The 12589-nt window shown below is 70.9% G+C and carries 12 protein-coding genes and 1 tRNA gene; 6 read left to right on the top strand and 7 right to left on the bottom strand.

Annotated elements, in window-relative coordinates; genetic code table 11:
• The first annotated feature begins 1 nt into the window (after position 1).
• Positions 2-250 carry a DUF2630 family protein gene (locus ACYVKF_RS07875; RefSeq protein WP_056915787.1) on the top strand — a complete coding sequence of 83 codons (249 nt, stop codon included), beginning with the start codon at positions 2-4 and terminating at the stop codon, positions 248-250.
• A 99-nt stretch (positions 251-349) separates the two neighbouring features.
• Positions 350-493, top strand: a complete 144-nt coding sequence (locus ACYVKF_RS07870) for a hypothetical protein (protein WP_460966026.1) — start codon at positions 350-352, stop codon at positions 491-493.
• 46 nt (positions 494-539) lie between these two features.
• Here ACYVKF_RS07870 and ACYVKF_RS07865 read toward each other — a convergent pair whose 3' ends face one another.
• Together ACYVKF_RS07865 and ACYVKF_RS07860 are read right to left on the bottom strand one after the other, a co-directional pair.
• On the bottom strand, positions 540-1193 hold the full coding sequence (locus ACYVKF_RS07865) for an MBL fold metallo-hydrolase (protein WP_460966913.1): 654 nt from the start codon (positions 1191-1193) through the stop codon (positions 540-542).
• Positions 1194-1204: 11 nt separating this feature from the next.
• Positions 1205-2290 carry an S-(hydroxymethyl)mycothiol dehydrogenase gene (locus ACYVKF_RS07860; RefSeq protein ID WP_056915785.1) on the bottom strand — a complete coding sequence of 362 codons (1086 nt, stop codon included), beginning with the start codon at positions 2288-2290 and terminating at the stop codon, positions 1205-1207.
• A 212-nt stretch (positions 2291-2502) separates the two neighbouring features.
• Here ACYVKF_RS07860 and ACYVKF_RS07855 point away from each other — a divergent pair, with 212 nt between their 5' ends.
• The gene (locus ACYVKF_RS07855; RefSeq protein ID WP_056920285.1) at positions 2503-3156 is read left to right on the top strand and encodes a 2'-5' RNA ligase family protein; all 654 of its coding nucleotides are present in this window, start codon (positions 2503-2505) and stop codon (positions 3154-3156) included.
• Positions 3153-6236 carry a sensor domain-containing protein gene (locus ACYVKF_RS07850; protein ID WP_460966024.1) on the top strand — a complete coding sequence of 1028 codons (3084 nt, stop codon included), beginning with the start codon at positions 3153-3155 and terminating at the stop codon, positions 6234-6236. Before ACYVKF_RS07855 ends, ACYVKF_RS07850 begins: the two co-directional genes overlap by 4 nt.
• 146 nt (positions 6237-6382) lie before the next feature.
• On the opposite strand, the gene ACYVKF_RS07845 is transcribed toward ACYVKF_RS07850, so the two are convergent.
• Positions 6383-6961 carry a TMEM165/GDT1 family protein gene (locus ACYVKF_RS07845; RefSeq protein WP_460966023.1) on the bottom strand — a complete coding sequence of 193 codons (579 nt, stop codon included), beginning with the start codon at positions 6959-6961 and terminating at the stop codon, positions 6383-6385.
• A 509-nt stretch (positions 6962-7470) separates the two neighbouring features.
• Here ACYVKF_RS07845 and ACYVKF_RS07840 point away from each other — a divergent pair.
• Positions 7471-7812: a hypothetical protein gene (locus ACYVKF_RS07840; RefSeq protein ID WP_460966021.1), complete on the top strand. Its 342-nt coding sequence runs from the start codon at positions 7471-7473 to the stop codon at positions 7810-7812.
• On the opposite strand, the gene ACYVKF_RS07835 is transcribed toward ACYVKF_RS07840, so the two are convergent.
• The 3 genes from ACYVKF_RS07835 to ACYVKF_RS07825 all read right to left on the bottom strand — a co-directional run bounded on the left by ACYVKF_RS07835 (position 7796) and on the right by ACYVKF_RS07825 (position 9461).
• Positions 7796-8200: a DUF1801 domain-containing protein gene (locus ACYVKF_RS07835; RefSeq protein ID WP_460966019.1), complete on the bottom strand. Its 405-nt coding sequence runs from the start codon at positions 8198-8200 to the stop codon at positions 7796-7798. The two genes, ACYVKF_RS07840 and ACYVKF_RS07835, sit on opposite strands and share 17 nt — an antisense overlap.
• A 117-nt stretch (positions 8201-8317) precedes the next feature.
• Positions 8318-8394, bottom strand: a tRNA-Pro gene (locus ACYVKF_RS07830).
• A gap of 137 nt (positions 8395-8531) precedes the next feature.
• The gene (locus tag ACYVKF_RS07825; RefSeq protein ID WP_460966017.1) at positions 8532-9461 is read right to left on the bottom strand and encodes a metallophosphoesterase; all 930 of its coding nucleotides are present in this window, start codon (positions 9459-9461) and stop codon (positions 8532-8534) included.
• Positions 9462-9535: 74 nt separating this feature from the next.
• On the opposite strand from ACYVKF_RS07825, the gene ACYVKF_RS07820 reads away from it, so the two are divergent.
• The gene (locus ACYVKF_RS07820; RefSeq protein WP_056920290.1) at positions 9536-10000 is read left to right on the top strand and encodes a GatB/YqeY domain-containing protein; all 465 of its coding nucleotides are present in this window, start codon (positions 9536-9538) and stop codon (positions 9998-10000) included.
• Positions 10001-10103: 103 nt separating this feature from the next.
• On the opposite strand, the gene ACYVKF_RS07815 is transcribed toward ACYVKF_RS07820, so the two are convergent.
• Entirely contained in the window at positions 10104-12491 is a 2388-nt protein-coding gene (locus ACYVKF_RS07815) for a transglycosylase domain-containing protein (protein WP_056920291.1), read from the bottom strand.
• Positions 12492-12589 lie beyond the last annotated feature (98 nt).

The following is a 12589-nucleotide window of genomic DNA, read 5'->3' as shown; positions in this document are numbered from 1 at the left end:
CATGGCCGACGACATCGACATCCAGCACCACATCAAGGGACTCATCGACGAGGAGCACGGACTCCGGTCGAAGCTCGGGTCCGGCGAGATCAGCGTCGAGGAGGAGAACCAGCGACTGCGCTCCATCGAGGTCGAGCTCGACCAGTGCTGGGACCTGCTGCGGCAGCGCCGGGCCAAGCGGGAGTTCGGCGAGGACCCCGCGGCCGCGCAGGTGCGTGACCCCAAGGTCGTGGAGAGCTACCGCGGCTGAGGCGCACCCCGGGAGCGCGGCGGCGTGGCGCTCACGAGGGTGCAGGGACCCGGCGTAGCCTCGAACGACAGGGCAGGACCCGACGAGAGGGGCACGCCGATGCGCACCATCCAGCAGCTGGACCCGACCCACCACACGTCACGGTGGTGGGTGAGCCACACCGCTGTCGCCGTCGCGGGGGCCATCGTGGTCCTCTACGCCGCCGCCGTGCTCCTGGTGATGCTCGGCCTGTACGTCCTGTAGGTCTCCAGGCCCCTACGTCCTGCAGGCCTCGCGCGGGAGCGCCGGCTCAGTGGCCGCGGTCGATCCACTCCTGCAGGTGCGGTGCCTCGGCGCCGATCACGGTCGAGTCACCGTGCCCGGTGAGGACGACCGTCTCGTCGGGCAGGGTCAGGACCTTGTCGCGGATCGACTCGATGATCGTCCCGAAGTCGCTCCAGGAGCGTCCCGTCGCGCCCGGTCCACCGTTGAACAGGGTGTCGCCGGTGAACAGGACCCCGAGCGCGGGCGCGTAGAGGCAGCACGAGCCGGGGGTGTGGCCCGGCGTGTGGATGACGTGCAGGTCCACGTCGCCGACCGTGACGACCTGGCCGTCGGCCAGCTCGTGGTCGGGGGTGACGGGATACAGCTCGTCCCAGAGCATCCGGTCCGCAGGATGCAGGTATGCCGGGGCGCGGGTGCCGTCGCAGACCTCGCCGACCGCGTTGATGTGGTCGTTGTGGGCGTGGGTCGAGATGACCCCGATGACGCGGCGCTCGCGGTCGATCGACTTCACGATGGCGCGGCCGTCGTGGGCGGCGTCGATGATGACGCACTCCTTGTCGTCGCCCAGCACCCAGACGTTGTTGTCCACGTCCCAGCTGCCGCCGTCGAGCTCGAACTGGCCCGAGGTCACCAGCCGGTCGACCCGCACGCCGCCCGGGGAGGGGCCGATCGACGGCATACCGGAGTCACTCACAGGACCACGACCGAGCGGAGGACCTCGCCGCGCTCCATCTTGTGGAACGCGCCCTCGATGTCGCCGAGCCCGATCCGCTCCGACACGAAGGCGTCGAGGTCGAACCGGCCCTGGCGGTAGAGGTCGACGAGCATGGGGAAGTCGCGCGAGGGCAGGCAGTCGCCGTACCAGCTGGACTTGAGGGCACCACCGCGACCGAAGATCTCGATCATCGGCAGGGTGACCTCCTTGTCGGGGGTCGGGACCCCGACGAGGACCACGGTGCCGGCGAGGTCGCGGGCGTAGAACGCCTGCTCGTAGGTCTCGGGACGGCCGACGGCCTCCACGACGACATCGGCACCGAAGCCGCCGGTGAGCTCGCGGATGCGCTCGACGACGTCCTCGTCCTTGCCGTTGACCGTGTGGGTCGCGCCGAAGGCCCTGGCGCCCTCGAGCTTCCGGTCGTCGACGTCCACGGCGATGATCGTCGTCGCGCCGGCCACGGCGGAACCCGCGATCGCAGCGTTGCCGACCCCGCCGCAGCCGATGACGGCCACCGAGTCGCCCCGGCCGACGCCACCGGTGTTGACGGCCGCGCCGAAGCCGGCCATGACCCCGCAGCCCAGCAGGCCCACGGCGGCGGCGTCCGCCTCGGCGTCGACCTTGGTGCACTGGCCGGCGGCGACGAGGGTCTTCTCGATGAAGGCGCCGATCCCGAGCGCTGGGGAGAGCTCGGTGCCGTCCTCGAGCGTCATCTTCTGCTTGGCGTTGTGGGTGTTGAAGCAGTACCAGGGCTTGCCCTTGGCGCAGGCGCGGCACTGTCCGCAGACCGCGCGCCAGTTGAGGATGACGAAGTCACCGGGCGCGACGTCGGTGACGCCCTCGCCGACGGCCTCGACCACCCCGGCAGCCTCGTGCCCGAGCAGGAACGGGAACTCGTCGTTGATGCCACCCTCGCGGTAGTGCAGGTCGGTGTGGCACACCCCGCACGACTGGATCTGGACGACCGCCTCGCCGGGGCCGGGGTCTGGCACGACGATGTCGACGAGCTCGACGTCGGCACCCTTGCTGCGGGCGATGACGCCCTTGACGGTCTGTGGCATGGGACGACCCTATGCGCGGTGGGAGACGCCTGCCACAGCCGGGCTCGTCGCCGACCAGCGGTCGGAACCTCCTCGTCCGATCGGCTGGTACTGGTCGTCCCACGGCCCAAACAACGCTGAACCGCCGCATTCGGCGCCTATCATCGGCACGCGCGACCCGTGCCCGGGTCGCGGTCGCCCCGTAACCGCCGAGTTGGAAGGAGAGTGGTCCCGTGCTCCTGCACGCGGCGTTCTTCCCTCCCCGTGAAGCGGTCGAACAGCTCGTCGACCTCGTCCGCTCCGTCCCGGGACGGCCCGAGGAGTTCGCGCCCGTCTCGGTCGACGACATGCACGTGCACGTCACGAGCTTCGGCAACCTCGCCCGCGCCGACGCGGCCCGGCTCGTCGCCCAGCTCACCGAGGCCGCCAAGGAGTGGGCCCCGCCCCCTCGGCTGCAGATGGCGGGGTGCCTCGCGCTCACGGCGCCCGGCGACCTCTCGGTGGCCACCCCTCTGGTCGGCGACGTCGACCGCCTCGTCAGCATCGCGCGGTCCATCCCCGACGTCGTCCAGGCCCTCGGCCTGCACGTCGACCGGCGCCGGTTCCGACCCCAGCTCCCCGTCGGCCACGTCACCCCGGACACCTCGCTGCCCTACCTCGAGCGGCTCGTGGCCGCCCTCGAGGGCTACATCGGTCCCCGGTGGGTGCTGCCCGACCTCGTCCTGCTCAAGCCGAGCTGGGCGTACGACGGCGCCGACTCGAGCGCCGACATCCACGAGCTCATCCCCATCCCGGCCGAGCCCCAACCCGAGCCCCAACCCGAGACCCAACCCGAGACCCAACCCGAGACCCAACCCGAGACCCAGACCCGGACCGAGGCCCCGTGAGCCCCCGCGATTTGCCCCCGACCCTGCGCCATGTCGCGCAGTCGGCCACGGGTGCGCGCCCCCGCCGGAACGAGGGCATCGCCTTCGGTGTGCTCGTCGCCGGTTCCCTGGCCGCAACCCTGCTCCCCTCACCCCGGCTGAACACCGAGGCCGTCGTCGCCCTGGCCCTGCTCGTCTGCGGGCTCGCCCTCGGGGCGTTGTCGGTATGGCGCCGCCAGCGTTCGTGGGTCGACGCCACGGCCCCCCTGGCGGTCATGGTGTCCGTGATCCTCCTGCGGGACGCCCTCGGCGGTGCCGTCTCCGGTGTCGGGCCGCTGATCGCGGTGCCGATCGTGTGGCTGGCCCTGTTCGGGACCCTGGGCGACCTCGCAGTGGCGGCGTTCCTGTCGGTGCTCGCCTTCATCGGCCCGTCGCTCGCGACCAACCTCACCGCAGCCCCGGGGGAGACCGTCCCGCTCGAGTGGCGCCCGGCCGTCCTGTGGTCGGCGGTGGCGCTGCTCGCCGCGCCGGTCATCCAGGGCGTCATCAGGGGCTTGACGGCCCAGAACCGCGCCGAGCGCGAGGCTGCGGCCCAGCTGCGCGCCATCATGGGTGGCGCCACCCTGACCAGCATCATCAGCGTCGACGTCCACGGGGTCATCACCAACTTCAACGTCGGCGCCGAGGACATGCTCAAGTACGACGCCTCCGAGGCGGTGGGCCGCAAGGTGCACGAGCTCATCCACGACGCCGACGAGATCGTCCAGGCGGCCGGCCAGCTCGGGGTCGTGGCGGGTGTCGCCGTCTTCGCCACCCTGGCCGAGAACCACATGCCGAGCCGCGAGTGGACCTACGTCCGCAAGGACGGCCGTCGCATCTCGGTCCGACTGGCCGTGACCGAGCTGCGGTCGGAGGAGGGCGAGGTCATCGGCTACCTCGGTGTCGCCGTCGACACCACCGCGGCGGTCGAGATGCGTCGTGAGCTCAAGGAGGCGCAGGCCCTCTGGCGCCTGTCGATGGACCACCTCCCCGACACCGCGGTGCTCGTGCTCGACCGGACGCTCGAGGTCTCGCTGTCCACCGGCGGTGGTGCGCGTCGCCAGGGACTGGCCACGGCGGCCGGCCGTGACGTGTCCCAGGCGTTCACGCCGAAGAGCTTCGCGAAGCTCGAGCCGCTCATCGAGGGCGCGCTGCGGGGACGTGACGGCGTCGTCGAGCTGGTCGCCCCCGAGTCCGGGGCGGAGCACGAGATCTGGGTGAGCCCGTTGCCGGGCGCGACGACCACGTCGGGGGCCGTGCTGATCATGGCGCGCGACGTCAGCCGTGACCGCGAGCGCGAGCGACTGCTGCGCGCCAGCCACGACCGCATCCAGCGCCTGTTCGTCGACGCACCCCACGGCATCGCGGTGCTCGGCCGGGACGGCTTCGTCCGCCAGGTCAACCCGTCGCTGTGCCTGCTGCTCGGTCGCACCGAGGCCCAGCTCGTGGGCACGCCCCTGGCCGCCCTCGGTGATGCCGAGGACGACCGCATACCGACGCTCCTCGCCTGCACCACCCGTGAGGCGGGCGCCCGCACCGACTGGACGGTGAACACCCCGCTCGGGGGTGAGGTGCACCTCAACCTCTCCAGCACGGTCCTCGCCGGTGGTGGGTCGCCCGAGGAGGACGAGCTCCTCGTCAACGTCGCCGACGTCTCCGAGCGGCACACCTACGAGCAGCAGCTCGCCCACCTCGCCGACCACGACCCGTTGACCGGGCTGGCGAACCGTCGCCGCTTCGCCGTCGAGCTGGACCGCCACCTCGACTTCTGCCGGCGCTACGGGCCGCGGGGCGCGCTGCTGCTCATCGACCTCGACCACTTCAAGGAGGTCAACGACACCCTCGGCCACGCCGCGGGTGACGTCCTCCTCACCTCGCTGGCCGAGGTGCTCCGCCAGAGCGTCCGCAGCACCGACATCGTCGCGCGCCTCGGTGGGGACGAGTTCGCGGTCCTGCTCCTGGAGACCGACCAGGCGGGGACCGAGCTCGTCGCCGAGCACCTGGTGACCGCGGTCCGGGCCCACAGCACGGCGCTCGGTGCAGCGGCCGACGCCGTCACCGCCAGCGTGGGGGCTGTCGTCATCGGAGCCCAGGAGACGGGACCCGAGGGCGCCGAGGAGCTCCTGACGAACGCGGACTCCCTGATGTACCAGGCGAAGCAGAGCGGTCGCGACGGCTGGGCCGTGCTGGCTGCCGGTGGCACGGTCGGCCCGAGCGCCACGTCCACCCTGGGCTGGACGCAGCGCATCGAGACCGCGATCGCCAACGACGAGTTCAGCCTGCACCTCCAGCCGATCTGGGACATCGGCCGTGGCCGGGTCACCGGCGGCGAGGTGCTCCTGCGCTTCGGTGAGGGGCCGGACGCACTGCCGCCCGGCGAGTACCTCCAGCAGGCCGAGAAGTCCGGCCTCGTCCTGGCCATCGACCGGTGGGTCCTCGAGCGCGCGATCCCGCTGCTCCAGCGCTTCCAGGCGGTCGACCCCGACTTCGAGCTCTCGGTCAACCTCTCCGGTTGCTCGGTGGGTGACAGCCAGATCGAAGAGGTCGTGCAGGCCGCCCTGCTCCGCTCGGGGGCGAACGGCAACGGACTGGTCCTCGAGATCACCGAGACGGCGATCGTGCCCGACCTGGCCGCGGCCAGGGTGTTCGCCGAACGCCTGGGGCAGGAGGGCTGCCGGTTCGCGCTCGACGACTTCGGTGCCGGGTTCGGTTCGTTCAGCTACCTCAAGCACCTGCCCTTCGCCTACGTGAAGATCGACGGCGAGTTCGTCGCCCGATGCGACGTCGACCCGACCGACCGCGCCATCGTGTCGTCGGTGGTGCGCGTCGCCCACGACCTGGGCAAGCGCACGGTCGCGGAGTACGTCAGCGGCGCGGCCGTGCTCGACGTCCTCGCGCTCGAGGGCGTCGACCTGGCCCAGGGCCACTACATGGGTCGTCCCATCCCGGCCGAGGACTTCCTGGCCCGGTTCGCCGCCGACGGGTTCGTCGCACCGGACGGGGTCGAGCGTGCAGCCTCCACGGCCGTCGCCGTGGCCGGCGGCCACCTGTCCGCCTCCTGAGCGTCCCGCCGCCCCCGGCCGGGGAACGGTCCACATGGGGGAACGGCCCGCAGGCGGTCGAACGGCCCTCAGGCGGCGGAACGCCGCCCACGCCCAGGTATGGCGCCCACGCGCGGTGCGCGGGCGCCATACCTGGGCGGTGATCGTCAGAACCAGCCGAGGCCCTCAGCGATGAGGATGAGGCCGAACACGAGGAACGCCACCGAGGCGCCGATCTTGATGACGCGCTCGGGGAGCTTCTTGCCGAGGACCGCACCCACGCCGATGGCGAGCGCATCCGCGGCGACCATGCCGACGGTGCTGCCGATCCACGTCCCGAGCCACCCCTCCTGGGTGGCGAGGGTGATGGTGGCGAGCATGGTCTTGTCGCCGAGCTCGGCGAGGAAGAAGGCGATGCCGACGGCGACGATCGCCTTGCCGGTGCTGCGACGGGCCTTGTCGGCCTCGTCCTCGGTCAGCTCGTCGCCGCGCAGGGTCCACGCCGCGAAGGCGATGAAGGCGACGCCGGCGACGATCGAGATGATCCACTGCTTGTCGGCGAAGGAGTTGCCGACGACGGCACCGATCCCGACCGAGGCGAGGTGGACGATCGCGGTGGCGACCGTGATGCCGATGAGCACCTGGCGCACGGTGTAGCGCGTGGCGAAGGTCATCGCCATGAGCTGGCTCTTGTCGCCGAGCTCGGCCACGAAGATGACTGCCGTGCTCAACAGGAAGGCGTACATGGGGTTCGTGTCTCCTAGCCGCCAGGCCGAGGAGAACGTGTCCGTGACGTCCCTTCGACCAGGCACGTCCGAAAATGGGTTCGTGTACTGGTCGAAAGTCTCGTCCGCCACCGGTCAGATCCGGTGGCCCACCGCACCGGACCCGGGGGTCAGTGTGTCGACGCGGCGATTGGGGACTACTCCCTTTCGAGCGCCCACGATACCCGGGGTCGCGGCCGGCCCACGAATTCGTCCCAGAGCCGTCCCACGTCCCGGACCGCCGTGAGCCGCACCCTCTGCTAGGTGACGTTGCTGCCGTAGCCACAGGGCGCACCCTGTGGCTACGGCAGCAACCTGTGGCAGGTGGGTGTGGCGGCTCGTCAGTCGGCCCGGGCGAGGACCATCGCCTGGCCCTCGCGTTCGCGACCGGTCGAAGGGTTCCGGCGTCGTCGTGGGCACGGCGCATGACGGCACGTCCGGCTCGGGCCGCCGGGGTGCATGGCGCAGCCTGGTGTGCCGACAATGCAGGTATGCCGCCCGGTCCCGACGACGTGGAGGGCGGCGCCACGCCCCGTGGTCCGGCGAGCTGGTCGGACAGGTTCGGCTCGACCCCGGGCCCCGAGTCCCCCTTCCACACGCCTCCGCCCAGCACGACGGTGCTGCGCGTGGCCATGGCGACCCAGCTGGTCCTGCTGGTCATCGTCGCCGGCGTTCCCGTCGCGGGCCTCCTGAGCCACCACGGCGTCGTGGGACGGGTCGGCTACTGCGCCGTGGGGGTCGTCCTCGTCGGATGGCGCTGGTTCATGTTCCGGAACGCCTGGCGCGCCCTGGCGCGACGGCGGGCCCAGGACGGGCTCAGCGAGATGCCTTGATCGCTCGCCAGCCGCCGGCGCGGTTGTTCGCGATGACCTGACGCAGGAACTCGAGCAGCGCAGGCTCATCGATCGCGTCCCCCTCGCGGAAGCCGATCGTGCGTGCCGTGGAGTTCTGGTGCCCGGCCGTGACCAACCCGTGGGGGTCGTCGACGATCGCGCCGTCGTAGACGAACAGGTTGACGTGGTCCCGGGCAGCCAGGAGGGCGCACACGTTCCCCTCGAGCACGAAGTACGGCTGCACCGTGCGCTTGATCGTCTCGGTGAGCTCGGGGTCGGCCGCGTGGGCCAGGTCGCGCAGCCGTCGGCAGAGCACCTGCTGCCACGACGGCAGGGCATCGATGTAGGCGTCCACGCGGGGGTCCTTCTCGTACGCGGAAGAGTTCATGCGAGGTGGACCGCGGTCGGGAAGCAGACTCATCGCCAGCCCTGCGACATGGGTCGGGCGGACATGGCTGAGGCCACCAACCAGGTTGTGGTTGGTGGCCTCTGACCATGGTCGATCTGGTCGGGGTGACAGGATTTGAACCTGCGGCCTCTTCGTCCCGAACGAAGCGCGCTACCAAGCTGCGCCACACCCCGTGGCCGTCGCTCCCGAGCAGATCTGACGTGGTCAGGGACTGGTTTCGGCAGCGACAAGGAAGAATAGCCCACGGCCTGCCGCGCCTCCCAATCGGCCCAGCCGACAGTGGTCCGACCGGCGCCGGACAGGCGCGGGGCTAGCGGGGGACGAGGGTCAGCAGGGTCGCCTCGGGGCGGCAGGCGAAGCGCACCGGCGCGTACGGCGACGTGCCCAGCCCGGCCGACACGTGGAGCCAGGCGGCATCGGCCGGAGCCTGCCTCGAGGGCGCCGACCCGGCACCGGGCCACCACCGCGACAGCCCCTTGGCGCGGTTGGTGGGCAGGTCGCAGTTGGTGACCAGCGCGCCATACAGGGGGACGGCCAGCTGGCCGCCGTGGGTGTGGCCGGCGAGCAGGAGCCGTGCCCCGTCCGCGGCCATCGGGTCGAGCACCCGTTGGTACGGCGCGTGCGTGACCCCCACGGTCAGGGCGGCGGTGGGGGAGGCGGGGCCGGCGACGTCGGCGTAGCGGTCGTGCCGGATGTGGGCGTCGTCGGTGCCGACGACCTCGACAGGGGAACCGGCCACCGACAGCACCGTCCGGGCGTTGTCGAGGTCGGTCCAGCCGCCGCCGACCATGCCTGCCCGGAGGTCCTCCACCGGCAGGGTGATGCGGCTGGCGGGGGCGTGCGCGTGGCGGCGGGTGAGGTAGCGGGCAGGGTTCTTCGGCACGGGCGCGTAGTAGTCGTTGGACCCGAGGACGAACACCCCGGGGAACTCGAACAGCGGCGCCATCGCCCTCAGCGCCTCGGGCACGGCGTCGTGCGCCGCGAGGTTGTCACCGGTGTTGACCACGAGGTCGGGAGCCAGGGCCGCGAGGCTGCGGACCCACTCCACCTTGTGCTGCTGGCGCGGCACCAGGTGCAGGTCGGAGACCTGCAGGACGCGCAGGGGCTGGGCCCCGGGGGCCAGCACCGGCACGGTGAACCGGCGCAGTGCGAACCAGTTCCGCTCCACGAGGCTCGCCCACCCGAGTCCGGCCACCCCGAGGGCAGCCACCCCGCCCACCGTCCGCAGATACGTGTTCATCGCGACCCATCCTCGCAAACAACCCGCAGACAACACGGTTGGGGACCGCACCCACCGCCTGCGACACTGGCCCCATGACCGACCAGAGCCTCAAGGCCACCGTCCAGAGCGACCTCACCTCCGCCATGCGCGCGCGGGACCAGGTGCGCTCCGGCACGCTGCGCATGGCCCTCACCGCCATGACGAACGAGGAGGTCTCGGGCACCGAGGCCCGTGAGCTGACCGACGACGAGGTGCTCAAGGTCCTGGCCAAGGAGGCCAAGAAGCGCAAGGAGGCCTCGACCGCCTACACCGACGCGGGCCGCCCCGAGCTGGCCGCCAAGGAGGACGCCGAGCTCGCCATCCTCGAGGCCTACCTGCCCGCCCAGCTGTCCGACGAGGAGCTCGCGGCCATCGTCGCCGCCGCCATCGCGGACACCGGCGCCACCGGTATGCAGCAGATGGGCCAGGTGATGAAGGCGGCGGGCGCCGTCGTCGCGGGCCGCGCCGACGGAGGCCGGGTGGCCTCGGTCGTGAAGGCGTCCCTCGCGGGTCGCTGACCCCCGTACCGGCGGTGACCAGCCGCCATGTGCAGCAAGGCTTCTCACGACGAAGGCCCCCACCGGCGAACCGGTGGGGGCCTCCGTCGTCACGAGGCCGAGGTCACGGCTTCTTCGGCTTCGGCGGCTTGGTGGGCTTGCTCTTCGTGGGCGTCGGGTTGGGCTTCGGGGTGTTGCTTGCCCTCGGCGTAGGAGCCTGGGGCACGTACCCGGTCGAGAGGTAGAGACCGATCGTGTCGCCGCGCAGCGCCGTGCCGTTCGGGGACGTGTAGACGACCCGGCCCTGGCCGTAGCCGCTGTTCGTGCTGCCCGCGACCTGCACCTTGAACCCGGCGTCCGTGAGGCGCGCGGTGGCCTCGTCGACGGTCAGGCCACCGACGAACGGGACGGCGACCTTGTCACCGTTCTGGATCTTGTCGCTCGGGGTGTCGAAGTCGCGGATGGGCATGCCCTCCGACGCGCCCTTCATGATGGCCTGCCACACCGGTGCCGAGATGGTGCCACCGAAGACCTCGCCGTAGTAGGTGCCGGCCAGGCTGACGTTCTTCATGCGGAACTGCGTGTACGGCGTGCCGACCCAGACCGCGGTGGCGAGCTGGGGCGTGTAGCCGACGAACCACGACTGGTAGTGGTTGTCCGTGGTGCCGGTCTTGCCGGCGGCCGGGCGGGAGCCGAGGCTCGCGCCGGTGCCGGTGCCGTTCTTGATGACGCCGGTGAGGAGCTCGGTGGCGCCCTTGGCGACGTCGGGGTCGATGACCTGCTTGCACGGCGTCGGGTTGAGCTTGATGGCCTTCTTGTCGTTCGTCGTGATCGACAGGATGGGGTTGGGCTTGCAGTACTTGCCGTTGGCGGCCAGGGTCGCGTAGCTCGCAGCCAGGGTCAGCGGGGTCGCCGTGCCGGCGCCGAGGGTGACCGCGGCCGGGCTGCACAGGATGGGCTCGCCGTACCCGTTGTGCAGGCCCATCGTCGTCATCATGTTGCGGACGTTCGGGGTGCCGAGCTTGAGGACCAACGACGCGAACGCGGTGTTGACCGACTTGGCGGTGGCGGTCTTCAGTGGGATCGGCTTGCCGCCGATCGCCTCGTCGTTGCGCACCTCCCAGTTGCCCTGGTCACCGCACTTGCCCTGCTCCTGCGGGGAGTAGACCGCCGGCTGCTTCGTGGTGGCGAACTTCGACGGGATGGTGCCGTTGACCGACTGGCCGCGCTTGAGCGCCTCGACGATCGCGTACATCTTGGCGGTCGACCCGAACTGGAAGCCGTTCTCGCCGCCGTACTCACGGTCGACGTTCCAGTTGAGGCCGGTGAGGCCCTTGGTCTCGCTGCCCTTGCCGGTCGTGTACGTGGTGTTCTGCACCATCGCGACGACCTTGCCGGTGCCCGGCTGGACGATCGCCGCGGCGGCGCCGATGTGCTCGTCGTTGCCGACGGGGACCCGCTTGGTGAGCTGCTTGCGGGCCAGCTCCTGGGTCGTCGGGTTGAGCGTCGTCTGGATCGTCAGGCCGCCCTGGGTGATGTTCTTGATCCGCTCGGGGACCGTCTTGCCCAGCTCCGGCATGGTCTTGAGGTAGGCCATGACGTAGTTGCAGAAGTACGGCTCACGGGAGGCCGCGCAGTTGCTCAGGGGGTCCTTGCGCTTGAGCATCTTCTTGACCGGGATGGCCTTGGCGTTCTTCCAGGCCTTGTCGCCGATGATCCCCAGGTCGTGCATGCGGTCGAGCACGACGTCGCGCCTGGCCTGCGCGCGCTCGGGGTTGTTGATCGGGTCCGTGCGGCTGGGGTTCTGCACCAGGCCGGCCAGGAGCGCGGCCTGCGGGATGTTGAGGTCCTTGGCGGAGATGCTGAAGTAGTGCTGTGCGGCAGCCTCGACGCCGTAGGCCAGGTCGCCGTAGTAGGCGAGGTTCATGTAGCCCTGGAGGATCTGGTCCTTGGTCATCTCCTTCTCGAGGGTGACCGCGTACTTGATCTCCTGGATCTTGCGGGCGGCGCTGACGCGGACGGCGGCCTTCGCGGCCTCCTCGTCGTTGTTGCGCAGCGCGTTCTCCTGCAGCGTGAGCTTGACGTACTGCTGGGTCAGGGTGGAGGCGCCCTGGGTGTCGCCGCCCTGCGCGTTGGAGACCATCGCGCGGGCGATGCCGCGCGGGTCGACCCCGCCGTGCTCGTAGAAGCGGCTGTCCTCGATCGCGATCTGCGCCTTCTGCATGATCGGCGCGACGTCCTTGAGGTTGACGATGATCCGGTTCTCCTCCTGGGGGGTCGCGAGGACCTTGCCCTGGGCGTCGACGATCTTCGACTGCTGCGACAGGGCGGAGGCGGTGAACTCGCCCGGCAGGTCGTCGAAGGCGGTCACCCCCGAGGTCGCCGCCGTGCCCGTCGCCCCCACCGCGGGGATCAACAGTCCAGCCGCCAGCAGGCCCATGACCATCGCCGTGGCGACGAAGGCTCCGAGCAAACTGAGGACATTACCGAGGTTGGTGGCGCGACCGTGCATGGGCACAGGGTAACCGGCTCATCTGGATGGACCCGGGTTCGCGCGGCGGGGAGTCGCTGACCTGCGGGAATGCCCTCGCGGAGCGGACGCTACGAGGT

The sequence above is a fragment of the Pedococcus soli genome (assembly GCF_054782575.1).
Note: the sequence above shows the minus strand (reverse complement) of the source record. Positions and strands in the feature narration are given on the sequence as shown.